The organism is Geodermatophilus sp. SYSU D01180 (genome assembly GCF_054050415.1).
On the sequence record NZ_JBJGZH010000011.1, the window covers coordinates 95164 to 117600 of the forward strand.

The 22437-nt window shown below is 77.1% G+C and carries 25 protein-coding genes; 11 read left to right on the forward strand and 14 right to left on the reverse strand.

Annotated features, from left to right (window positions below; translation table 11 throughout):
- Positions 1-784 precede the first annotated feature (784 nt).
- Positions 785-1555 carry a transglycosylase domain-containing protein gene (locus ACI8AA_RS12385; RefSeq protein WP_457044704.1) on the forward strand — a complete coding sequence of 257 codons (771 nt, stop codon included), beginning with the start codon at positions 785-787 and terminating at the stop codon, positions 1553-1555.
- 93 nt (positions 1556-1648) lie between these two features.
- Here ACI8AA_RS12385 and ACI8AA_RS12390 read toward each other — a convergent pair whose 3' ends face one another.
- Positions 1649-2392 (reverse strand): alpha/beta fold hydrolase, encoded by a 744-nt coding sequence (locus tag ACI8AA_RS12390; RefSeq protein ID WP_457044705.1) that lies wholly within the window; start codon positions 2390-2392, stop codon positions 1649-1651.
- Positions 2393-2583: 191 nt separating this feature from the next.
- Here ACI8AA_RS12390 and ACI8AA_RS12395 point away from each other — a divergent pair, with 191 nt between their 5' ends.
- Positions 2584-3234, forward strand: a complete 651-nt coding sequence (locus tag ACI8AA_RS12395; RefSeq protein ID WP_457044706.1) for a GntR family transcriptional regulator — start codon at positions 2584-2586, stop codon at positions 3232-3234.
- A gap of 17 nt (positions 3235-3251) precedes the next feature.
- Here ACI8AA_RS12395 and ACI8AA_RS12400 read toward each other — a convergent pair whose 3' ends face one another.
- A complete protein-coding gene (locus ACI8AA_RS12400) occupies positions 3252-3605 on the reverse strand; it encodes a nuclear transport factor 2 family protein (RefSeq protein WP_457044707.1) in 354 nt (117 codons plus the stop codon).
- Positions 3606-3683: 78 nt separating this feature from the next.
- Between ACI8AA_RS12400 and ACI8AA_RS12405 the strand changes: the two genes are divergently transcribed.
- On the forward strand, positions 3684-4481 hold the full coding sequence (locus tag ACI8AA_RS12405; RefSeq protein ID WP_457044708.1) for a MerR family transcriptional regulator: 798 nt from the start codon (positions 3684-3686) through the stop codon (positions 4479-4481).
- Between the two features lie 3 nt (positions 4482-4484).
- Here the strand turns inward: ACI8AA_RS12405 and ACI8AA_RS12410 are convergent, their stop codons facing one another.
- From ACI8AA_RS12410 to ACI8AA_RS12425, 4 genes are all read right to left on the reverse strand, one after another.
- Complete coding sequence (locus ACI8AA_RS12410) at positions 4485-5396, reverse strand: NAD-dependent epimerase/dehydratase family protein (protein WP_457044709.1); 912 nt, start codon at positions 5394-5396, stop codon at positions 4485-4487.
- Positions 5397-5463: 67 nt separating this feature from the next.
- Positions 5464-5769, reverse strand: coding sequence for a hypothetical protein (locus tag ACI8AA_RS12415; protein WP_457044710.1), 306 nt, complete (start codon positions 5767-5769; stop codon positions 5464-5466).
- A 55-nt stretch (positions 5770-5824) separates the two neighbouring features.
- Positions 5825-6988, reverse strand: a complete 1164-nt coding sequence (locus tag ACI8AA_RS12420) for an MFS transporter (protein WP_457044711.1) — start codon at positions 6986-6988, stop codon at positions 5825-5827.
- Positions 6989-7099: 111 nt separating this feature from the next.
- Positions 7100-8524, reverse strand: a complete 1425-nt coding sequence (locus ACI8AA_RS12425) for an FAD-binding oxidoreductase (RefSeq protein ID WP_457044712.1) — start codon at positions 8522-8524, stop codon at positions 7100-7102.
- Between the two features lie 156 nt (positions 8525-8680).
- On the opposite strand from ACI8AA_RS12425, the gene ACI8AA_RS12430 reads away from it, so the two are divergent.
- Positions 8681-9718 (forward strand): NAD(P)H-dependent flavin oxidoreductase, encoded by a 1038-nt coding sequence (locus tag ACI8AA_RS12430; protein ID WP_457044713.1) that lies wholly within the window; start codon positions 8681-8683, stop codon positions 9716-9718.
- A gap of 41 nt (positions 9719-9759) precedes the next feature.
- Here the strand turns inward: ACI8AA_RS12430 and ACI8AA_RS12435 are convergent, their stop codons facing one another.
- Positions 9760-10557: a hypothetical protein gene (locus tag ACI8AA_RS12435; RefSeq protein WP_457044714.1), complete on the reverse strand. Its 798-nt coding sequence runs from the start codon at positions 10555-10557 to the stop codon at positions 9760-9762.
- A gap of 334 nt (positions 10558-10891) precedes the next feature.
- Between ACI8AA_RS12435 and ACI8AA_RS12440 the strand changes: the two genes are divergently transcribed.
- Together ACI8AA_RS12440 and ACI8AA_RS12445 are read left to right on the forward strand one after the other, a co-directional pair.
- Positions 10892-11206 (forward strand): hypothetical protein, encoded by a 315-nt coding sequence (locus tag ACI8AA_RS12440; protein ID WP_457044715.1) that lies wholly within the window; start codon positions 10892-10894, stop codon positions 11204-11206.
- A 148-nt stretch (positions 11207-11354) separates the two neighbouring features.
- On the forward strand, positions 11355-11498 hold the full coding sequence (locus tag ACI8AA_RS12445; protein WP_457044716.1) for a hypothetical protein: 144 nt from the start codon (positions 11355-11357) through the stop codon (positions 11496-11498).
- A gap of 42 nt (positions 11499-11540) precedes the next feature.
- Here the strand turns inward: ACI8AA_RS12445 and ACI8AA_RS12450 are convergent, their stop codons facing one another.
- The 6 genes from ACI8AA_RS12450 to ACI8AA_RS12475 all read right to left on the reverse strand — a co-directional run bounded on the left by ACI8AA_RS12450 (position 11541) and on the right by ACI8AA_RS12475 (position 17767).
- A complete protein-coding gene (locus tag ACI8AA_RS12450; RefSeq protein ID WP_457044717.1) occupies positions 11541-12305 on the reverse strand; it encodes a CPBP family intramembrane glutamic endopeptidase in 765 nt (254 codons plus the stop codon).
- Complete coding sequence (locus ACI8AA_RS12455; RefSeq protein WP_457044718.1) at positions 12302-13243, reverse strand: NAD(P)H-binding protein; 942 nt, start codon at positions 13241-13243, stop codon at positions 12302-12304. Before ACI8AA_RS12455 ends, ACI8AA_RS12450 begins: the two co-directional genes overlap by 4 nt.
- Positions 13240-14028 carry a hypothetical protein gene (locus ACI8AA_RS12460; protein ID WP_457044719.1) on the reverse strand — a complete coding sequence of 263 codons (789 nt, stop codon included), beginning with the start codon at positions 14026-14028 and terminating at the stop codon, positions 13240-13242. The genes ACI8AA_RS12455 and ACI8AA_RS12460 overlap by 4 nt, the downstream gene beginning before the upstream one ends.
- A gap of 126 nt (positions 14029-14154) precedes the next feature.
- Positions 14155-15300, reverse strand: a complete 1146-nt coding sequence (locus ACI8AA_RS12465; RefSeq protein WP_457044720.1) for an iron-containing alcohol dehydrogenase — start codon at positions 15298-15300, stop codon at positions 14155-14157.
- Positions 15301-15340: 40 nt separating this feature from the next.
- Entirely contained in the window at positions 15341-15742 is a 402-nt protein-coding gene (locus tag ACI8AA_RS12470) for a nuclear transport factor 2 family protein (protein ID WP_457044721.1), read from the reverse strand.
- Between the two features lie 33 nt (positions 15743-15775).
- Complete coding sequence (locus ACI8AA_RS12475; RefSeq protein ID WP_457044722.1) at positions 15776-17767, reverse strand: glucuronyl esterase domain-containing protein; 1992 nt, start codon at positions 17765-17767, stop codon at positions 15776-15778.
- A gap of 90 nt (positions 17768-17857) precedes the next feature.
- On the opposite strand from ACI8AA_RS12475, the gene ACI8AA_RS12480 reads away from it, so the two are divergent.
- The 5 genes from ACI8AA_RS12480 (at position 17858) to ACI8AA_RS12500 (ending at position 21135) form a co-directional block, all read left to right on the forward strand.
- Complete coding sequence (locus ACI8AA_RS12480) at positions 17858-18766, forward strand: ATP-grasp domain-containing protein (RefSeq protein WP_457044723.1); 909 nt, start codon at positions 17858-17860, stop codon at positions 18764-18766.
- Positions 18763-20121: a circularly permuted type 2 ATP-grasp protein gene (locus ACI8AA_RS12485; protein WP_457044724.1), complete on the forward strand. Its 1359-nt coding sequence runs from the start codon at positions 18763-18765 to the stop codon at positions 20119-20121. Before ACI8AA_RS12480 ends, ACI8AA_RS12485 begins: the two co-directional genes overlap by 4 nt.
- 36 nt (positions 20122-20157) lie before the next feature.
- Positions 20158-20547, forward strand: coding sequence for a hypothetical protein (locus ACI8AA_RS12490; RefSeq protein WP_457044725.1), 390 nt, complete (start codon positions 20158-20160; stop codon positions 20545-20547).
- On the forward strand, positions 20544-20741 hold the full coding sequence (locus ACI8AA_RS12495) for a DUF6186 family protein (protein ID WP_457044726.1): 198 nt from the start codon (positions 20544-20546) through the stop codon (positions 20739-20741). The genes ACI8AA_RS12490 and ACI8AA_RS12495 overlap by 4 nt, the downstream gene beginning before the upstream one ends.
- Before the next feature lie 139 nt (positions 20742-20880).
- Positions 20881-21135, forward strand: a complete 255-nt coding sequence (locus ACI8AA_RS12500; RefSeq protein WP_457044727.1) for a hypothetical protein — start codon at positions 20881-20883, stop codon at positions 21133-21135.
- Positions 21136-21163: 28 nt separating this feature from the next.
- On the opposite strand, the gene ACI8AA_RS12505 is transcribed toward ACI8AA_RS12500, so the two are convergent.
- Entirely contained in the window at positions 21164-22207 is a 1044-nt protein-coding gene (locus ACI8AA_RS12505) for a TolB family protein (RefSeq protein WP_457044728.1), read from the reverse strand.
- Positions 22208-22437: the final 230 nt, after the last annotated feature.

The following is a 22437-nucleotide window of genomic DNA, read 5'->3' on the forward strand; positions in this document are numbered from 1 at the left end:
CGCGAGCGGTCAGCCGCGTCACCTGCGTGGACGCGTGGCCATCCGGGTCGTCGCAGCAACCGTGGAGTGATCGTGGGCCGGGCCTGCGGCCTCCCGAGGCCACGGACCTCGGTGACGGCCGGCAGGTGGGCGACCGCCGGATCTTCCGTCGACGTCCAGCGGGTCCTGGCTGACCTGGATCGAGGCCCCGTTCACGCCTGCGCCACCTCGACCTCGACGGCACCACGACGAGCAGAACGCGGCCAAGCCCCCTCGGACACAGCCGGGCGACGTCTCAGACGCCGACGCGGGCGTGGAGACCGGACCAGAGGCCGACGGCGACTCGGGCAGAGGCTGCCGCTGACGGGCGCCGGCGCGCGCTCACCTCTCGGACCATCGGCCCGCCGCCGGTCCCCCGGTACTCTGGAGATCCGGTCAGCGGGTCACAGGAGGACGACACCTCATGCCCTTCGCGCCGCGCCGCCGCCGCTCGGCTGCTGACGTGCCGGGTGAGTGGCAGCGGACCGACCGGGTGGCCACCCGGCGCATGCCGCGGCCGGTGGCCGACCACGACCGGCCCGCGCCGTACGGCGATCCCTGGGCGGGACCTCCGCAGCCCGGCCCGTGGGGCGCGCCGCCTCCCTCATCCCGCTCATGGCCGCCACCGCCGCCGGATCCGGGGAGCACGCCTCCGCACCAGCGCCGTCGTCCGGGCACCCGGCCGCGCGGGGACGAGGTCCCACCCCAGGACGACCCGAGGCGTGAACGGCGTCGCCGCCGGCGCCGCCGCACCGGCCTCGTCCTGGTGATCGTCTTCCTGCTCCAGGCGCTGGTCCTGCTGTCGCTGCGCTGGATCGACCCGCCGACGACGGCGTTCATGCTGGCCAACGACCGGGGCGCCATCCAGCAGTCGGTGCCGGTCGAGCACGTGTCGCGCAACTTCCTCGCCGCCGTCATCGCGCACGAGGACCAGCCGCTCCCCTACCGCGACGGTGCCTTCACCTGGGACGAGCTGTTCGGCCGCGCCGAGGCGCACCTGCGCGGGGAGGAGGACCCGTCCGGGTCGACGATCCCGCAACAGGTGGCCAAGAACCTCTTCCTGAACCAGGAGATGAGCGCCTGGCGCAAGGCGGTCGAGGCCGGCCTGTCGATGGAGCTGGCGCTGGTGCTCGACGACCGCCGGATGCTCGAGCTGTACGTCAACCACGCCCAGCTCGGCCCGCAGGTCTACGGCATCTGCTCGGCCAGCTGGTACTACTTCGACACCCCGCCGTCCACGCTGTCCGTCGACCAGGCCGTCCAGCTGGTCGGGCTCCTGCCGTCTCCGGGACACGTCCAGCGAGCCCCGGGCGGCGGGCTCGACTTCGACGTGGACGACGGCCTCGGCTGGCTGTCGCGCTCGCACGTCATCAACGCGCAGGACCGGGTGCCGCGGCACATCGCCGAGAAGGGCTTCCAGCCGGTCGAGGACGCCGGCGTCGAGGGGCTCGCCCAGGACCAGCCGGACACCGACGACGACTGCTCGCAGATGCCCGACGACGTCGCCGAGCTCATCGCCGCAGAAGGCAGTCGGTAGGCCCGGTCCCGGAAGCGGTCCCGCCGGCTCCGGACCGGTGCCGGGCCCGTGCCGACCGGCCGCGGAACGGGCCCGGCGACGGTGGAGGTGGGATCAGGCGGCCGTCGCGCGGGCGGCCTCGACGATCAGCCGCGCGACGACGTCGGGCCGGGAGACGGTCACGGCGTGGGAGGCGTCCACCTCGACGGTGTGCGACGACGCCCGCTCGGCCATGAACCGCTGGGCCTCGGCCGGGACGGCCAGGTCCTGGCGCGTGACCAGGGTCCAGGACGGGATGGTCTTCCAGGCCGCCTTCGTCGCCCTGGCCGCCAGGGCGTCGCCGACGATGGGCCGCTGGGTGACGGCCATCAGCCCGGCGACGTCCTCCGGCACGTCCGCGGCGAAGACCGCGTGGAACTCGTCCTGCTCGATGTAGAGGTCGTCGGCGGTCTGCCCGTCGGGACCGCGGACGGGCACGGGGCGCAGTGCCGGGCCGAGCTCGTTGCCCGGGAACTTCCCGGCCAGGTCGCCGGTGCTCTCCCCCTCGTCGAGCAGGAAGCTGGCGACGTACACCAGCGCCCTCACCCGCGGGTGCCCGTCGGCCGCCTCGCTCATCACGCTGCCGCCGTAGGAGTGGCCGGCGAGGACGATCGGCCCGTCCACACCGTCCAGGACGTCGCGCAGGAGTGCGGCGTCGCCGGCCAGCGAGCGGAGCGGGTTGGCCACCCCGATCACCGGATGGCCGTCCCGCCGGAGCTCGGCGATCACGCCGTTCCAGCTCGACGAGTCGGCGAAGGCCCCGTGGACGAGCACCACCGTGGGCTCGGCGGCGCGGGTCTCGAGCGTGCTGCTGGTCATGGCTGCTCCCTCTCGGTCAGCGGGCGCTCCGTCGTCGCCCCTCCGGTCGCACGTCCCGTGCGCGGCCCCGTCAACACAACCGGTATGCGATATATTGCATTTACCGGTCGACGGCGGAAAGCCTCCTTTCCGCGCTTCCTCGTTCCGTCTCGTCCCCTGCCCGTGCGCCCGGCTCCCCAGGAAGTCCGCCCATGCCGATCCCCCCGACGGACCCCGGCGTCGACCGCAGGCTGCTGCGGGACGACGTCTACCGCCGCCTGCGCGACGCGATCGTCGACGGCACCTTCGCCCCCGGCGAGCAGCTCAGGGACCTGGAGCTCGCCACCTGGCTCGGCGTCAGCCGGACGCCGGTCCGCGAGGCCCTGCTGCGCCTCGCGCACAGCGGGTTGGTGCTGGCCCGGCCGGGCCGGTCGACGGTCGTGAGCCCGCTCGACGTCCGCGCGGTCCGGGACGCCCGCGACGTCGTGGCGGCGATGCACGAGCTCGCGGTCCGGGAGGCCGTCCCCGTCCTCACCGAGGCGGACCTCGCCGCCCTGCGCGACGCCAATCGCCGGTTCGCCGCCGCCGTCGACGCCGGCGACGTCGACTCCGCCCTCCGGGTCGACGACGAGCTGCACGGCGTCCTGGTGCGCATCTCCGGCAACCGGGCGCTCGCGACCGTCCTCGAGCAGTTCACGCCCACGGTGCGCCGCGCGGAGCGGTTGCGGTTCGGCTCCCTCCGCGGCCGGGCGTCGGTCACCCGGCACGACGAGCTGATCCGGCTCTGCGCCGCCGGGGACGCCGAGGGAGCGGCCGCCGTCGCCTACGACACCTGGCACAGCCTGCCGAGCGCCGGGGCGTGATCGCCGGACGGCGGTCGTCACGGGGCGATGACCAGCTCCGCGACGAGGTCGCCGTCCATCGTGAAGCGGTAGCGGAGGTCGACGACGCCGCCGGGGAAGTCGCCCTCCAGCCGGTGGATGGCGACCCAGTGCGCGTCGTCGACGCGCTCGGCACCGACGAGCTCGGTGGTGTAGCTGGAGCCGGCTCCGGCCTCGGACAGGAACCGCCGGATCTCCTCGGTCCCCCGGTAGGTCGTGCCGTCGTCGACGACGACGGCGGCCGGGGTGAGGGCGCGCAGCGCGGCGTCGGTCTCCCGGGCGCGGTGGGCGGCGAGGTAGCCGCGGATCGTCGCGGGCAGCTGGTCGGGCGGGATGCGGGTCGATGCGGTCATGCCCCGACGGTGCGCCCTCCCGCACCGGGAAGGCCAACGGCTGGACCCTCCCCCCGGGGGAGGGTGCACAGTGCTCCGGTGCTGGCGATCGGCGAGTTCTCCCGGCTGACCCACCTCAGCGTGCGCACCCTGCGCCGGTACCACGACGCGGGCCTGCTGGAGCCGGCGGCCGTGGACGAGGCGACCGGCTACCGCTACTACAGCGCGGACCAGATCCCGACCGCCCAGGTCATCCACCGCCTGCGCGAGCTCGACGTCCCCCTGCCCGACGTCCAGCGCATCCTGCGCTCCCCCGACCCCCGCGCCCGCGCCGGCCTCGTCACCGACCACCTGCGCCGGCTCGAGGCGGAGCTCGACCGCACCCGTGCCGCGGTGGCCTCCCTGCGCCGGCTGCTGCGGCCGGAGCCGCCACCGCTCGAGGTCGAGCTGCGGGCGGTCCCGGCGGCGACGGTGGCCGCGGTCGAGGACGACGTCGACCACGACGACGTCCTCGGCTGGTACCCGGGCGCCATGGCCGAGCTGGACGCGGTGGTCGACGAACCGGCCGGGCCGCCGGGCGGGCTCTACGACAACGCGCTCTTCGAGACCGGCCGCGGGCACGTGCTCGTGTACCGGCCGACGACGCGGCCCCCGCGCAGCGGTCGCGTGCACCCGGTGACCCTGCCGGCCGTCGAGCTGGCCGTCGCGACCCACGTCGGCGAGCACGACGACATCGACGTCACCTACGGCGAGCTGGGTGCCTGGGTGGTGGCCAACGCGCTCGCGGTGGCCGGACCGGTGCGGGAGACCTACCTGACCGGCCCGCGCGACACCCCCGACCCGTCGGCCTGGCGGACCGAGATCGGCTGGCCGGTCTTCCGCGTCGCCACGCGCTGACGGTCACCCGCGCGGCGCCAGGCCCCGCCGCAGCTCGTCCAGGGCCTGCGCCAGGCCGACCCGGGGCGCCCAGCCCCAGCGCCGCGCGCGGTCGGTGCGCAGCTGCCCGGTCCACACCGGCTCGTCGGTCCACTCGGGGGCGACGCCCAGCGCGTCGGTCACCGTGCCGAGGTAGTCCCCCCAGGTCGCGGGCTCGCCGGCGACGATGACCGGGGTCGTGCCGCCGGCCACGGGGCCCCGCTCCGGGTCGTCGGACGTCGCGACGGCACCCGTGGCGACGTCCGCGACGAAGGCCGCCAGGTCCTCGACGTGCACCCAGGGCCAGGTCTGCGACGGGTTGGCCCGGCGGTCCCCGCCGTCGCGGATCTCCTGCGGCCGCAGCGTGTTCCAGACCGAGGTGTCGCCGGGGCCCGCGATGGCCGGCGGGCGGACCAGCACGGTCGTGAGCCCGCCGACCCGCGCCAGCGCGGCGTCGGCGGCGTTCTTGGTGTCGGGGTAGGCGCCACTGCCCTCGGGCAGGAGGGGACCGTCCTCGGCGACGTCCCCGACGCCGGCCGAGCGGTCGTAGACCCCGGCCGTGGAGACGTGCACCAGCCGGGCGACGCCGGCGTCGCGGGCGGCCCGGGCGAGGACCGCCGTGCCCTCGACGCCCACCCGGTGCTGGGCCTCCCGCGGCGAGCCCATCGGGTGGACCGTCGTGACGACCGCGTCGGCGCCCCGGGTCACCGCGCGGGCGAGGGACTCGTCCGCGAAGTCGCCGACGTGCTCGGTGACGCCGTCGAGCGCGGGCGCGCCGCCGGCGCGGCGGACCACGGCGCGCACCTGCGCCGACCGCTCGACCAGCGCCCTGCACACCGCGGTGCCCACCAGACCGTTCGCACCGGTCACCACGACGACGGGAGGGACGCCAGCCATGCCGTCCACCCTGTCAGCGCGCCCGTGACGGCGCTCGTCGCACGGCGCGTCGTCCACCCGGGGACGGTCAGCGGCGGGCGAGGACGGCCGTCGCCGTCGCACACCCCCACCCCGTGACGACGACCGGTGTCTCGATCCGCTCGACGCCGTCCCGGCGCACCCGGACGCGGCTGCACCGCTCGCTCAGGTAGCCCGGCGTCAGACCGGTGCCGAGCCACCGGAGCACCCATCGGGCGCGGTCGTCCGGCCCCCGCACCAGCCGGGCGACGGCCCGGACCTGGGGTCCGACCAGGTGGGGAGGAGCGCTGTAGGCCGTGCCGGACCGGAGCCGGTCCCGCACGAGGTGGTCGGGACTGCCCGTCAGGAACGGCACGTCGACGTGCCGGCGCCGTCGCAGGGCGGGGACGGACGGCGCGGCGCGCCGCTCGTCAGCGACCGACGGCGAGCGTGGTCAGCCAGCCGGCGAGCCCGAGGACGAGGCACCCGGCGATGACCAGGGTGTAGGACCCGGAGGCGTCGACGACCGCCCCGGCGAGCGGAGCTCCCACGGCGGACCCGATCCCGGCGCTGGTGTAGAGCACCCCGAGCAGCCCACCCAGGCGGGTGGTGCCGAACCGCTCGGCGACGACCGCGGGCCCGATGGCGACGAAGCCGCCGTAGCCGATCCCCAGCACGACGGCGAAGGCGACGAGCACGCCGTACCCGCCCCCGAGGCCCCACAGCGCGAAACTCGCGCCCATCGTCAGGAAGCACCACCGGAACGCCCGCAACGCACCGGTCCGCGCGGCGACCGCCCCGAGCACCAGCCGGCCGGCGGTGCTCGCGGCGCCGATGACCCCGACCAGCGCCGCCGCCGCGACCTGGTCGACCCCGGTCCGCTCGGCGGAGCCGGGCAGGTGCACGAACGGCACGAACAGCGCGACGGACGTGAGACCCGACGCCAGGTACAGCCGCCGGTAGTCGCGGTTGCGCACGGCCTCGCCCAGCGTCAGCGCCGCGGGGCCGGCCTGCACCGGAGGGCGGGTCACGACCGCGGCGCAGGCCAGGAGGACCGCCGCGCCCGCCAGGCCGAGCACGAGGTGGGTGTCCCGCCACCCCAGCTTCCCGATCAGCGCGGCGGCCAGCGGTGCGACGGTGAGGGTGCCCAGGCCGATCCCGGTGACCGCCACCCCGATCGCGAGCGTCCGGCGTCGCTCGAACCACCCGCCGACGACGGCCACCATCGGGACGTAGGCGCAGGCCACCCCGATCCCGACCCCCAGGCCGTAGGTGACCAGTCCGATCCACAGCTCACCGGCCCGTGACGTCGCCGCCAGCCCGGCGCCGAGGGCGACCCCCCCGACCAGCAGCACGCGCCGGGGGCCGTAGCGGTCCACCGCGATGCCGCTGAGGGCGCCGAGGCCGAAGTACGTGAGCGAGGTGAGGGCGAAGAACACCGAGGTCGTGCCCCGACCTGCGCCGAACTCCTCCGCCATCGGCTCGAGGAACGCACCGAAGGAGTAGGCGATCCCGAACGAGGCGAACATCCCGGCGAACGCCGCGGCGACCGTCACCCAGCTCCGGATCGAGTCGACCGACGCCGGCGTCCGCATGCCGGCGGAGGATACGAGGCGCCTCCCCGACGGCCGTCGCGTGATCACCGTCCACGCTCGTCGACGTCCCGGCGGGGCGTCGGCCGCGGCGTCGACGGTCAGGGCGCCACCTCATCCCGGGGCGATGTTCTGGTTGCGCCGGAAGACGTTCGTCGGGTCGTACTGCCGCTTCAGCGCGGTCAGTCGCCGGAGCTTGGCCTCCCCGTACGCCTGACGCACGCGGGCCTGCCCCTCCTCCATGAGGAAGTTGACGTAGACGCCGGTGTGGAACGGGGCCAGGGCCGTCCAGTAGTCACGCGCCCACTGGCGTTGCTCCTCGAACCCGTCGGGACCCGCCGTGTTCCCGTTGATGTTGAAGGTGAAGCCGGCGGACCGGCCGTTGAAGGCGGTGGCCTCGTCCGGGACCCGGGCGACCGCCCCGCCCATCTGCCACAGTGCCACGCTGCTCAGCGGGGACGTGATCCGGCGGCCGTGCTCGACGACGACGTCGATCACGTCGTCGCTCAGCGCCGCGACGTCGCAGGAGCGGACGGAGTACCAGCAGCCGTGGCGGAACGAGGGGTCGAACATCTGCTGGTGCGCCACGAACGGCTTGGGCGCGACGACGTCCAGCACCGGCGACCCGAAGCCCCGCATCGGCGCCAGGACCCGCTGCCCCTCGTCGACGTCGCCGGCGTAGCAGGCGGCGACCGCCACCACCGGACGGCCGACCAGTTCCGGCGGGACCACGGGCAGGGGCGGGGCGAGCCGCTGCACGACGATCGTCATCAGCTCGTCGGGACCCTCGGCCGCCCAGTCGCGGTAATGGCGCAGGACCCGCTCGGCGTCGTCCATGGACCAGAAGGTCGCCCCGGCCACCACCTGCGGCCCCAGGGGGTGCAGGCGGAAGCGGAAGTCCGTGACCACCCCGAAGTTGCCGCCGCCGCCACGCAACCCCCAGAAGAGATCCGCGTTCTCGTCCTCGCCGGCCCGGACGACCTCGCCGTCGGCGGTCACCAGGTCCGCCGACAGCAGGGAGTCGACGGTGAGGCCGTAGCGGCGCATGACCCAGCCGATGCCACCCCCGAGGGTCAGCCCGGCCAGGCCGGTGTGGGAGACGATGCCGGCCGGCACGACCAGCCCGTGTTCCTGGGTCCGCTCGTCCAGCGCTCCCAGCAGCACCCCGGCCTGCACGGCCGCCACCCGTGAGGACGGGTCCACCCGGACGCCGTTCATCCGCCGGAGGTCGATCACCAGGCCGCCGTCGCAGGTGGACAGCCCCGGGAAGCTGTGCCCCCCGCTCCGGACGGCGATCGGCAGCTGCTGCTCGCGGGCGAACCGGATGGCGGCCCGCACGTCGTCCGCGCCCGTGCACCGGGCGATGACGGCGGGACGTCCGTCGATCGACCCGTTCCACAGTCTGCGGTGCTCGTCGTACCCGACGTCGGCCGCGGTCACGACCTCGCCGTGCAGCGCGGCGCGGAGTCCGGCGACGGCCGTGGCGCTGACCGGGATCGCCGTGGGCCGGGCGCTCCCCGGCTCCGCCGTGGTGGTCATGGGACCAGTGTCGGGACGTGGCGGCCGCGTGACAGGGCCCAAGGTTCCCCTCTGCCGGGCACCCGGGACACCTCGGCCCGCGGCGCGCACGGCACCCTGGCCCCGTCGACCGCCGGGGGCCACACTCCGTGTCCCGCCCTCGTCCTGGAGCTCGCGATGCTGCGGACCCGGTTGTGCGACCTGCTCGAGATCTCCGTGCCGGTGGTGGTCGCGCCGTTCGGGCCCTGGGACGAGACGGCGCTGGCGGTGGAGGCCTGCCGGGCCGGCGCGCTCGGCAGCCTCGGGACGGCGCTGCGCCGGCCCTCGGAGCTGCGCGCGCAGTGGCGGCAGGTGCGGGAGGCCACCGACCGCCCGTTCGCGGTCAACCACACCGGGCGGCCGTTCGACCCCGAGGCCTTCGCGGCCACGCTCGAGTTCGCCCCTGCGGCGATCAGCTTCCACATGGGCGTCCCCGCCGACCTCGTCGCCCGCGCGCACGACGCCGGGATCCGCTGGATCCAGTCCATCGGCGACGTGCGGGCCGCGGAGGCCGCGCTGGAGGCCGGTGCCGACGTGCTCGTCGCCCAGGGCACGGAGGCCGGGGGCAACGCCGGCTGGGTCAGCAGCCTGGTCCTCGTGCCGGCTGTCGTCGACCTGGCCGGGGACGTGCCGGTGGTCGCCGCCGGCGGCATCGCCGACGGTCGGGGCCTGGCTGCCGCGCTCGCACTCGGGGCGCAGGGCGCGAGCCTCGGCACGCGCTTCCTCGCCACTCCCGAGATGGGCGTCGACCAGGAGTGGAAGGACCGGATCGTGGCCGCGGACGCCACCGACGCGGTCAAGGTCCCGCACAGCGAGCGGGTGATGCCCCGGTTCACACTCCCGCAGGTCGGCCAGCCGTACGCGCCACGGGCGCTGCGGACCGAGCTGGTCTCCCGGCTGGAGCGGGCGCCGGAGACGGTCGACCCCGAGCGCGTGGGGCACGAGCTGCGCGCCCGCGTGCGGGCCGGCGGCGGCCACGACCTGCTCCCGTTCGCCGGCCAGTCGGTGCAGCTCGTCCACGACGTCGTCCCGGCCCGGGAGCTGGTCGCCCGCCTCGTCGCCGAGGCCGAGGAGGCCCTGCGGACGGCGGGACGGGCGGTCACGACCGAGTCGGCGCCGCGGCCGCGGACCCCGGCACCTGCCGCCGCGCGCGAGCCCGCCGACCAGCAGGCCTGACGGGCGCCGCGACGACGCGGCCCCGGCCCGCCGCCGGGCGGTCAGGGGATCTGCGCCGGTATGCGGCGGCCCTCGACCAGCGTGCACACGTGCTGCAGCCCGACGATCGACGCCGCCTGCAGCAGGGGCAGCCGCACGAACACCGCGCCGAGGGGACCCAGGAAGGAGGCGAACAGCCACATCGAGGTCGCCAGGCACAGCAGGCGCCGGCCGGAGACGGCGACGTCGACGCCGCGCCGGGCGAGGGGCAGTGCACCGATCCCGAAGGCCGCTCCCAGGACGGCCGACAGGAGTGCGGCGCTGGAGGCACCCCCGAGCCAGTCCGCCGGGAGGACGGCCAGCACGGCTGCCGCGATCGCCGCCGACCACCACAGGCGTCCGGCCGGGCCGCCGCTCCCCCGGCCCGGCCGCTCGTAGCAGTCCAGGTCGGTGGGCGGGTGCTCCGCGACCATCCGGGAGCGGTCCGCGTAGACCGCCACGGAGGGGTGTTTGCACCGGACCCGCTCGGTGAGGTCCCGGGGGACGGCGCCCGACAGCCACAGGGCCTCGACCCGGCAGTACTCGGCCCGCAGACCACGGGTGCCCGCGATGACGTGACCCCAGCAGGCGACCACGGCGAGGACGTGGCGGCTGCGCGGCTGGTCACCGGCCCACTGCTCGGCGCCGAAGGCGTAGAAGCCGCACGTGCAGTCCGGGGCGGGGCTGGGGTGCGGCGGGCGGTCCCTGCTCAGGCAGCGTGCCTCGTTGGCGCCGTCGCGCCAGGGCTCGTCGGAGAACAGGGGGTAGAGGGCACCGTCCGGACCGATCCGGAAGGTGCGCAGCGCTCTGATCTGTCCCACACGTGGCTCGAAGCCACCGTAGGGATCCACCGCCGCTACTTCACGGGCGATGGAGCCCGGGGCGGCTCGGGTCGCTCGGGCGAGGCCGGCTCGAGGGGCGGCTCGGGCACGGGCAGGACCTCGATGCGGCGGACTTCCTTGCCGATGTTGCCCACGGCACCAGCGTAGGGACCCGTCCCGGGGATCGGGACGTCTTCCGTCCCCGCGAGATGCCGACAGCGCCACGGGGGCAGCGCCCCGTCCCGTGGCCGTGGCGTCCGCTCCCCGCCCGGGACCGCTCGTCGCGGGCGGCACCCGGTGGGAGGATCGGGCGTCGGGGACGGGAGGGGACGCCGTGGACGCGCAGCAGCCGATCGAGCCGAGCGAGATCTACCGGGCGGACGGCAGCCGGGTGCCCCGTCGCCGTGCACCGCGGGGCACGTTGCCGGCCGCGGTGCGGTCCCTGCTCCCGGCGCTGTCCCGCGGCACGACCGCCGGGTCGCTGGTCACCGCCTCGGCGTGGGCGGTCGCGGCGGCCGTCACCGCCCGGGCCGCCGAGGCGGCCCGCCACGTGGTGGAGCAGGCGGCCCGGGAGGCGCTGTCCGCGCGTCCCACCGGGCCGTGGATCGAGGTCACCGTCACCCGGATCGAGGTGCGCTGGCCGCGCTGAGCACGGCCGGGGCGCCGTGGAGGACGCGGCAGGCGGCGTCCCGGAGGTCCGGCGGTGAGCGGGTCGAGCGGACGCGCCGGACTCCCTGGCGCGGCCGGGCGGCCGGATGTAGAGAGGGTCGTCCCGCAGTCGACGAGGGAGCACCGCGATGGCCGACAAGTCGCCCCACGACGACCACTCCGCGAAGAAGTCGGGCAAGGCCGTCAAGGCCAAGCGCAGCGAGCGCAAGGAGAAGCAGCGGGCCACCCGGGAGATGGAGCGGCTGATGCACCCCCGGAGGACCAAGACCTGAACGCCCCCGCCCGGGGTGCGCCCGCGTCCCGGGTCGCCGCCGTCAGGCCGACGGCGACCGCTCCTCCACCGCGAGGCGGTCGGCGAACAGCGGCGGGAGCCAGCGCAGCATCAGGCTGGACCACACCACGTGCGTGAGCACCGGCGCCTGGATCCCCCCGGTGATCCTGCGCTGGATCCCGAACAGCAGCCCCATCGGCAGGCTGGCCAGCACGAGCGCCGGGTTGCGGGTGGCGACGGTGGCCAGGCCGTAGACCGCCGTCGAGACCAGCACCGGGCGCTCGGCGCCGGCCGCCGCGTAGAGCGCGCCGCGGAAGAAGACCTCCTCCGCCACGCCGTTGGCCAGCGTGGTGACGGCCACGAGCGGGGCCGACCCCTGGTCGGCGTAGCGGAGCACCGATCCGATCGCCCGCTCCAGCACCGGGATCCGCCGGGCGACCAGCGCCGCGGCGTAGAACGCACCGAAGGCGGCGCCCCCCGAGACGACCGGCGTGAGCAGCGGCCGCTGCAGCCGGTCCCCGGGCCCGAACATCCGGCCCAGGTGCAGCGGCCCGGACGCCAGCCCCCCGGCCACCCAGGTGCCCGCGACCCCGAGCGTCAGCCCGTAGAACCGCGGGGAGCCCGGCGGCGTGGACAGCGACACCCCCAGCAGCGACGCGCCGGCCACCGCGACGGCGCCGGTGACCCGCCGGCGGCGCCGGAACGCTGCATCGGTCTCCCAGTGGTCCCGCGGCACCTGCCGCAGCAACGGCCCGGCCACCCGCCGTACCCCGGCCTCCAGTGCCCGGACCGACCGGCGGCGCGTCACCGCCGGGCTCCGCGGCTCAGCCACCCGCCGCGCCGCTCCCCGACCTGTCGCCGGCGTTCCCGCGCCCGCTCGACCAGGGCGGTGAGCACCATCTGGTCGTAGTCCATCGGCTCGAAGGGGACGACCGAGCGGATGGCGTCGTCGGTGACGACCACCTCGTTGCTCATCGAGTCGATGAGCGAGCGGCCGGTGGCGACGTCGACGTCGGTGACGAGGGCCAGCCAGCGCGAGGACAGCTGCGGGCTGAGCAGCGGCACGGGGACGACGAACAGGTGCCGGTTCTGCACGTCGGCGACGCGGGTGAGCATCTGCAGGTAGGTGAGCACCTCCGGGCCCCCGACCTCGAACACCCGCCCCTCCGCCTCCGGTGCGTCGAGGACGCCGACCAGGTACCGGACGACGTCGGCGACCGCGATCGGCTGGGTCCGCGTGCTGACCCACCGAGGGGTGACCATGGCGGGCAGGTGGGCCACGAGCTGGCGGGTCATCTCCCAGGACACCCCGCCGTGGCCGACGACGATGCCCGCGCGCAGCACGGTGACGGGCACGCCGGTGCCGCCCAGCAGCCGCTCGACCTCGCGCCGGCTGCGCAGGTGCCGCGACAGCCGGTCGGCGTCCCGGCCCAGACCCCCGAGGTAGACGATGCGGCCGACGCCGGCCGCGGCGGCGGCGCGGGCGAACGCGCGCGCCGCGTCGGCGTCCTTGCGCTCGAAGTCGGGGTCGCCCAGGGAGTGCACGAGGTAGTAGGCGACCTCGCACCCCCCGAGCGCCGCCCCGAGCGACGTCTCGTCGCCGACGTCCCCGGCGACCGGGCTGCCGGCTCCCCCGTACCGCTCGGGCCGGCGGGTCATGGCCCGGACGTCGTGGCCCTCCCGCTCCAGCGCGGTGGCCAGCCGGCCGCCCACGAACCCCGACGCACCGGTGACCAGGACCTTCACCCGTCCAGGGTGACCCGCGCGGGCGGCCGGCGCGACCCGCCCCGCCGGCCGGCCTCGGCGCGGTCCCGGATCCCGAGCAGCATCCGCCGCATCATCGGGTAGTCGGCGACCTCGCACAGCAGCACCGTGCCCAGGACCCACCCGGGGCGCGACCACTCGTACACGACGTGCATCCGGCTGACCAGCCGGGTCCGGCCGCCGGCCAGCGGGACCAGCCGCCACGCCCACGTCCGGTTGGGCGACCGCCACAGCAGCCACTCCGGGGCCTGGAAGCCCTCGACCCGGAACGACGACCGCTCCGAGGCGCGGGGCCCCCAGGCCAGGTGCTGGCCGACGTGGAGGTCCTGGAGCTCCGGGCGCACCTCCCGGGCACTCGGCCACCCGAGGTTGTCGAGCAGGTCGTCGGCGTACCAGCCGCCGCGGCGGTAGCCGACCTGGACCAGCCAGGGCCACACCGCCTCGGGTGGCGCGGCGACGGTGACGGCGCGGGTGCACCGGTACCGGGCACGGGGCAGCAGGTCGTCGCCGGGCATCGGCGCGGCGACCTCCTCCGCGGTGGCCCCCCACCTGCGGTGCCAGGGGCGCAGCAGCGGGGTGACGACGAACCGGGGCAGGTCGCCGAGCACCGCCAGGACCTGCGGGACCAGGTCGGCCGCGGCCCTCGCGGGGGTCCGGTGGGCCGGGCGCGGGGGCAGCTCGATCCGGACGACGGGGCCGCGGCGCCGCGCCGTCGCGGGGTCCGCCCCGTGGCCCGTCCGGCCGACGCCTGTGCTGGGGAGGGACATCCGTGCTCCTCCGGGGTGCGGATCCGTGTCGGTGCGGATCCCGTGTCGTGGGCCCGGTGTCGACCCCAGCGCGGCCGGCCCGCCGCCACCTCGTCCGCGGCGGACGATCCGGGCCGGGGCGGGGTGTCAGGACGCCGCGCGCAGCACCGTGCCGATCTCGTCGTCGGTGAGCACCACCGGGTTGCCGCGCATGCTGCTGGAGCGCGCGGCCTTCGCGGCGACCTCGGCGTGGTCGGCCGGGCGGAGGCCGACCGCCCCGAGGGGCGGCACGCCGAGCGCGGCCACCGTCCCGCGCAGCCAGGCCACCGCGTCCTCGACGGTCGCGTCGTCCCGCCCGGTCAGCAGCCGGGCGGCCTCGGCGTAGCGGCCCAGCGCGGGCGAGGCCGGCCCGCGCTCCCGCAGTGCCCGGACGTTCGCCTCGACCACCGGTGCCAGCAGGGCGGCGCACACCGCGCCGTGCGCTGCGGAGACCAGGCCGCCGACGACGCCGGCGACGCCGTGCACCGCCCCCAGCTTGGCGTTGGCCAGCGCGATGCCGCCGAACAGGCTGCACAGCGCCATCTCCTCGCGGGCCGCCCGGTCCCCGCCGTCCTCGTAGGCGGTCCGCAGCGCCCGCGCACCCCGCCGCAGCCCGGCAGCCGCGACGGCGTCGGTCACCGGGGTGGCCTGCGGCGAGACGTAGGGCTCCAGGCACTGGGTGAGCGCGTCGAGCCCACTGCTGGCGGTGACCGCCGGCGGGCAGGTGAGCGTGAGCATCGGGTCGACGAGTGCGACGGTCGCGAGCAGGTGCGGCCCGCGGATGCTCGCCTTGACGCCGTGCTCGGGTGAGGAGAGCACCGCGTTGGCGGTCACCTCCGCACCGGTGCCCGCGGTCGTGGGGACGGCGACGCAGGGCAGGGCCGGCCGCTCCACGGGCAGCCCGCGGCCGACGACCTCGAGGTGGTCGAGCGGGTCGGTGCCGTTGCCGAGCAGGGCGGCGACGGCCTTGCCCGTGTCCAGGACGCTGCCGCCGCCGATGGCGACGACCACGTCGGCACCGGCGTCCCGGGCCTCGCGGGCCGCCGCCCGCACCGCATCGACGGTCGGCTCGTGCGGGACCGGGACGACGGCGACCGGATCGACACCGCCCAGGAGGGAGCGGTGCCGTCCGGGGTCCCGCCCGGTGCACAGCAGCACCCGCCGTCCGAGGGCGGGCAGCAGGTCCGCGAGCTCCTCCGCGCGCCCCGGGCCGAAGAGGACCCGCCGCGGGAGGGCGACGTCGAACCCGCTCACCGGTGCCCGCCGGGGCGTCCCCGGGCGGCGCGGCGGTCCGTCACGAGCCCGCGGCCAGGCGCCGGCCCATCTGCTCGTGCACGGCCTGGATCGCCTGCAGCGGGCGGATCATCACGCGGAACTCGACGATCCGCCCGGCGTCGTCGCAGCGCACGATGTCGACCCCGTTGACGTACCTGCCCCCGACGGTCGTCTCGAACTCCAGCACCGCGGTGTCCCCCGCGAGGACCTGCTTCGTGTAGCGGAACGCCCCGTCGGGTCCCTCGCCGGCGAGGGCGTCGGCCGCCGCCTCCAGGTACCGCGTGGTGATCGCCTTCCCCTCCTGCGGCGTGAACACCACCGGCGAGAGGAAGACGACGTCGTCGGCGAGCAGCTCGTCGAGGGCGCCCGGTGCCCTGCTCTCCATGTAGCGGTGCCAGCGGGCGACGACGTCGTCGATCACGGGGGACCTCCTCGGCGGGTCAGCGGGCCGTGCTCACGGAGCCTGCCGGGGACCGTGCCGGTCCAGCCAGTCGACCATCGCCGTCCGGGTGGCGGCCGACAGCCGGTGCCAGTCGGCCAGCGGCACCCGCGGCACTCCGGCGACCCGGCAGGCGGCGGCCACCGCGCCGGCCGGCGCCTCGGGGTCCCAGGCCGGGTCCAGCACGACCGCGGGCCGGTCCGCCGTCGTCGCGAGCAGGTCGGCGAGCGTGTACCCGGGACGGGCGCGCAGCAGCGGCTCGCCGCAGCTCGGGGCGGCCAGCACCGTCCCCGCCGGCGGCACGTCCGCCAGGGCGGACAGGTGCAGCGCCACCAGCGCGCCGGTGCCGTAGGCGGCGACCCACGCCCGGTCGTGCCCGGTGGCCGCGGCCGCGACGGCGGCCACGGCGGCGGCGTCGGCGGTCATCCGGCCCAGCGGGGAGGAGCCCGGCCCGGGGCGCTCGCCGTGCCGCGAGCCGCTGCCCACCGGGTCGTGGCAGGCGACGGCCCACCCGGCCGCGGCCAGCAGCGCCGGCAGCGGCTCGGCCTGCTCGTACCCGGCCCGCCACCCGGTCGCCGCGCACGGCGGGCCGAGCCAGAGCACCAGCCCGCGGCTCCTCCCCCCGCCCGGCGGGCGCAGCAGGGTGACCGCGACGCCGTCCGGGGTCCGCAGGTCCCCCTCCCCCGGGGCCGGTGTGCCACCGGCGGTCGCCTCGGCGGACCCCAGGGCGGCGCGGACGGCGGCCCGCAGCTCCGCGCCGCGGACCGGGCGCGGGCCCGGGCGCACCCGGTCGGCCGGCCACGGGACCGGCGCCGGCGCCGGCGGGACGGGCCCGGGACGGCGGGGCGGGCCGCCGAGCACCGACTGCGCCCAGTCCAGCTGCGCGGCGACCGCGGCCCCGTCGGCCCGGTGGCCGCCCGGGCGCAGCGCCAGCTCGAGGGCGTCGGGCCGGCCGAGCAGCGCCCAGGCCTCCCGCGCGGCGTCCACCGCGGCGCGGGCGGCCGGGACGCGCTCGACCGGGTCCTCGACCGCGACCGACACCAGCACCGGCCGGGGCGCGGCCAGCGCGAGCAGCTCGTGGGCGTCGGTGGGCAGGCGGTGCTCCCGCCCGGCGAACCAGCGCAGCCGCGGGTGGTACCAGCCCGGGTAGTGCCGGGTGAGCAGCTCCACGCCCTCGCCGAAGTGCCGGTCGGTGCACAGCCGGGCGGGGATGGCGCCGAGCACGCCGCTGGAGCTGGACACCACGCCGGCGAAGCGGTCGTCGAACGCGGCGGCCAGCAGCGCGGTCTTGCCGTTGCGGCTGTGCCCGCCGACCAGCACCCGGCGGGCGTCGACGCCGGGCTGGTCCTGCAGCGCGTCGAGGACCCGGGACAGCGCCCACGCCCGCCAGGCCAGCCGGCCGGCGACGACCGCGGGGAAGGCCCGCTCGACGTCCTCGGTGTCGTCGTCGCCGTCCGCGGCCGAGACCAGGCAGGCGCCCCACCCGCGGTCCAGCGCCGCCTCCGCCCACGGCAGGTGGCTGGACTGCAGGAGGTAGACCGGGACGTCGCGGCGCACGCCGGCGGCGGGCACGGGCAGCAGCAGCCGGGCCCGCACCGACCAGTCCCCGCCGACCGATCCCCCACCGACCGGCCCCCCGCCGACCGTGAGCTCGCGGACCTCCAGGCCGCCCGCCGTCCGCGCCCGGTCGACGCGGACGGGCGTGCGGCGGGGCGCGGGCGGCAGGTCCCCGGTCAGCCACCGCCGCCAGCGGGCGCGCAGCACCGCGCGCCGGGCCGGCCACCCGGCGGCGTCGGCGCGGCCGCCGGGGAGGCCCTCGACCGGCGACCACAGGCCGGTGCGCGCCGGCAGCCGGGCGAAGTCCGGCGCCGGCTCGCCGCCGGCCGCGAGCCAGGCCTCGAAGGGCCCGCTCGGCGGCAGGACCCCGACGAGCTCGGCGGTGTAGCGCCGCCGGCGGGCCGCGGCCGAGCGCCCCTCCCGGGACCGGCCCGGCAGCACCTGCGTCATGCGCGGCACCGTAGGACCGCCCGGTGTCCCGGCGGGTGTCCCGCGTGTTGCGTCCGTGCTGCGTCGGGTCCGTGGGGTTCGACGGGCCGGGTGCGCGGGCATCAGGGCGGCGTGCGGGTGCTGCTGGTGATCACCGACGAGGACTGGTACGAGGACGCCGGCTACGCGGCGGCGTGGGTGCGGGCGCTGGAGGCGGAGGGCGCGGAGGTCGAGCGGCTGGCCCGGGTGCCGGACGACTGGCCGGTCACCGGCCCGCCGCCGGGCCGCTACGACCTCGCGATCGCGCACGTGCTCGTCGAGGAGGTCGTGGCCTACGCGCCGACCTTCGCGCTGGCCACGCTGCTCGAGGCGGCCGGCGTGCCCCTGCTCAACCCCGTCACCTCCCTGGTCGCCTCCGCCGACAAGCTGGTGACCCACGCCGTGTGGGCGGCCGCCGGCGTGCCGCAGCCGGCCGCGTGGGACCTCGCCCGGGTCCGGGAGTGGCCGATGCCGGAACGGCGGATGGTGCTCAAGCCCTCCCTCGGCGACGGCGCCCGCTACGTCGAGCTGGTCGGCGACCTCGACGCCGCCCGCGCGGTCGAGGCCGGCTGGCGGGAGCACGAGGCGGCCGGCGGGCACCGGCGCGGCACGTCGCTGCTGCAGGAGTGGATCGCCGAGCCGGCGTGCGCGCGGGTCTTCGCCACGCCCACCACCACCTCCCTGGTCTACGAGAAGTCCCGGGAGGAGGGCGCCCTGGTCACCCACGGGACCGTGTACCCGAGGGTGTACGAGGCGCCCCCGGAGATGGCGCAGCTGGCGCAGCGGATGGTCGCCGCGCTCGGCGGCGGGCTGATGGGCGTGGACGTGCTCGTCGAGCCGGACGGCCGGCTGCTCGCGTTGGAGGCCAACGCGCCCTTCGGCTTCGACGTCACCGACCCGGAGCAGGGCCGGTGGGTGGCCCGCGCCGCCCTCGCGGTCGCCGAGCGCGCGGCCGCGCACCGCCCGGCGGCGGCCGCGTGAGCCCGGAGGGCGGCCTGGACGAGGCGCTGCTGCCCGACGGCTCCGACCGGCCGCACGCGGCCCCGGCGCTGGCCGCCGTCCGCGCGTACGGCCCCGGCGCGCTGGCCGCGGACGTGGCCCGCGCGGTCACCGACCTCGGCATGGAGCACGGGCCCGCCGGGGAGGCGCACCCGTTCACCGTCGACCCCGTGCCGCGGGTGCTCGAGCGGTCCGAGTGGGAGCAGGTGGCCGCGGGCGTCACCCAGCGGCTGCGCGCCCTGGAGGCCTTCGTCGCCGACGCCCACGGTCCGCGCGAGGCGGTCCGCGCCGGCGTCGTCCCGGCCGCGGTGCTCGACACCAACCGCCACCTGGCCCCGGGCCTGCCGCCGCCGCGGCGCTGGATCGGCATGGCCGGGCCCGACCTGGTCCGCGGCGCCGACGGGCGGCTCGTCGTCCTGGAGGACAACGTCCGGACGCCGTCGCTGCTGGCCTTCGCGCTGGCCGCGCGGGACCTGGTGGCCCCTCGCCTCGGCGTGCAGCCGGGTCCGGCGCCGGTGCGGGAGGCCGCCGCCGCGGCGATGCGGCGGATGCTCGCCGCCGCCACCGACCTGCCGGACCCGGTGGTGGCCGTGCTCGGGGACGGGCCGCGCAGCTCGGTGCCCTGGGAGATCGAGCGGTTCGGCGAGATGGTCGGCGCGCCGGTGGTGCTCCCCTCGCAGCTGACCGCCCGCGGGGACGACCTGCTGCTGCCGGACGGGCGCCGGGTGGACCTGCTGTGGCGGCGCACCAGCGAGGAGCGGCTGACCGGCGACGACGGCCGGCCCAACGAGCTGGGCGATCTGCTGCTGCGCCCCCTCCGGGCCGGCACGGTGACGGTCGTCAACGCCTTCGGCACCGGCGTCGCCGACGACAAGCGCACCTTCCCCTACGTCGAGGACCTGGTCCGCTTCTTCCTCGGCGAGGAGCCGCGGCTGCGCTCGCAGCCCGCCTACGACCTCGGCGACCCGGCGCGGTGCCGGGAGGCGCTGGACCGGCTGCCCGAGCTGGTGCTCAAGCCGCGCTCGGGCTCGGGCGGCTGGGGCGTGCTCATCGGCCCGCGCGCCGACGCCGGCCGGCTCGAGCGCGCCCGCGCCGCCGTCCTGGCCGACCCCGGGGAGTGGATCGCGCAGGAGCCGGTGGCGCTGTCGACCCACCCCACGGTCGTCGACGGCGCGCTGGTGCCGCGGCACGTGGACTACCGGCCGTACGCCTTCTGCGCCGGCGAGGGGACGACCGTGCTCCCGGGCGGCCTCACCCGGGTGTCCCTGACCGAGGGCGAGCTGGTGGTCAACGCCTCGCAGGGCGGCGGCGCCAAGGACACCTGGGTGGTCGGCTGAGCGTTCCGCGGCGCCGGGATGGGCCAGCATGCAGCAGTGGGATCCCCCTCCCGCACCCGCCGGCTCGCGGCCGCGGTCGTCGCCGCCGGGTGCACCGCCGCCGTGACCGTCTTCGGGGAGCTGTCCACCGGCGCGCTGCTGGCCGTCGGCGGCACCGGCCTGCTGGCGACGGCGGCCGGGATGGCCGCGCACGCCGGCGCGGCCGCCCCGCGGGCCGGCCGCCGGGCCCTGCCGTGGCTCGCCTGGCTGGCCGCGGCCCTGGCGTGGGAGGCGGTCGCCCTCCTCGACGGCGACCTGCCGGCCCTGAGCGACCTCGCCGACCCGCTGCTCGCGCACCCGGCCGCACGGGCGGCGGCGACCCTGGCCTGGCTGGCGGCCGGGGCCTGGCTGCTGACCCGGCCCGCGGCCCCTCCGGAGCGGGCGTGACCGGCACCGCGGGAGCGGTCACGGCGGTGCTGCTGCTCCTGGCCGCCGGCCTGTCCCTGGAGGTCTCCGCCCGCCGGAGGGGCCGGTCGGCTCCCCTGGCGCAGGCGCTCGCTGCGGCGATGCGCACCACCCCCGGCCGGCTGGTGGTGCTCCTCGCGTGGGCGTGGCTCGGCGTGCACTTCCTGGCGCGCTGACGGCCGGGCAGCCACCGCGTCGAGGCCCGTTTCCTGTCACACCCCCGGACCACACTGTGGCTGTCGGATCGCACCGCAGGTGTCGCCACCGCACACCACGGCCACCGCACCGGCGGGATCCGGGAGGAGGTGGGAGCAGGTGAGGACCTACGACCCCGCGGACGGCATCCGCTACGTCCACCTGGCACAGGACCCCGGCACTCCCCCGGCGTCCCTGCCCTCCCGCGAGGCGTGCCACCGGCTCCCCGCCGGCTACCCGAACGCCTCGCTGCGGGCCCGGCTCGGGGGACCCCGGGCGACCGCGTCCCGTCCCGCGCTGGTCCTCCTGCCCGGAGGGTCGGCGGCGGCCGACGCCCCGGCCCCGGTCGCGGTGCCGCTGCGCCTGGCCCGGTAGCGGGCGGCCGGCGGATCGACGGCGCCGCTCACCCCGGATCGGGCGGGAGCGGGCGGAGGCGCGGGTGCGGCCGGTTCCCCGGGCCGACGAGTTCCGGCTCGACGAGGACCTCGAGATCGGACCCGTCGGCGTCGATCTGCGCGACGGCCCGGTCGAGGTCGCCGTCCCCGGTCACGTACGTGAACAGGATGCGTCCGTCGGACGTCCAGGTCGGCTGGGTCGCCCGCTCCTCGCCGGGACCGAAGTCCGTGACCGGGCGCCGCTCGGTGCCGTCCGGGCGGATGGTGAACAGGTTGGTCGGCTCGTCGGTGCTCTGCTCGCCGCCGATGTCGTGGTCGCCGAACACGATGAGGTCCTCGTCGGGGTGCCAGTCGACCCGCCCGAACGGGCCGACCTCGGTGATGTCCGCCGGCGGGCTCCAGCCGCCGTCGCCGGCACGGCTCACCGCGACGGTGGCACCGTCGTAGACCTCGCCGGTGAAGTGGTCGACGTTCATGACCAGCGCGTCGCCGTCGGGCGACCAGCGGGGGAAGCTGTGCAGCCGGCCGTCGGCGAGCGCGAGTTCGCCGGCGACGGTGAGCTCGCCGGTGGCGACGTCGACGACGGCGAGGACGGATCGGGCGGGTGCTGTCTCGTTCGGGTCGCCGTCGTAGCCGACCATGGCGATGCGCGCACCGTCGCGGGACCACGCCGGGTTCTCCCAGTGGAGGTCCTCGAGGCCGGCCGGGGAGGACTCGAGCAGCGGCCGGGGCTGCTCGCCCGCGACGTCGGTCATCCAGACCTGGCCGGGGCCGTCCTCGGCGTCGACGTAGGCGATCTCGGCGCCGTCGGGTGACCAGTCGGGGTGCAGCGTCTCGCCGTCGAGGATGGTGTGCACGCCGGAGCCACCGGGGCGGGCCAGCGTGAGGCCGAGCTCGACGCCCTGGAACACGATCCACGGCTCGTCCGGGCCCACGCTCGGCGGCGCGCCGGTCGGCGACGGGCCGGCTGCGGCCTCGTCTCCCGACCCGCACGCGGCGAGGGTGACCAGCACGCCGAGCGCGACAGCGCACCGGATGCGCCGGGAGGGCACGCAGCGATGCTCCCACCGGCACCTCCAGCGGAACAGGCCCGTGGTCCCGGTGGTCCGGGGTCTCGCCGTCGCGGACGGGTTCCCGCCGCCGGCCCTCCTCGACGACCGGTTCCCGTGCTTGCACGGCCGCCGGACCCCGACGCGGCAGGAGCCCGGCGCGGACCACCCGAGCAGTGAGGAGCCGTCGTGCCGCGTGTGCTGGTGACCGGGTCCGCGGCAAGACCGGGACC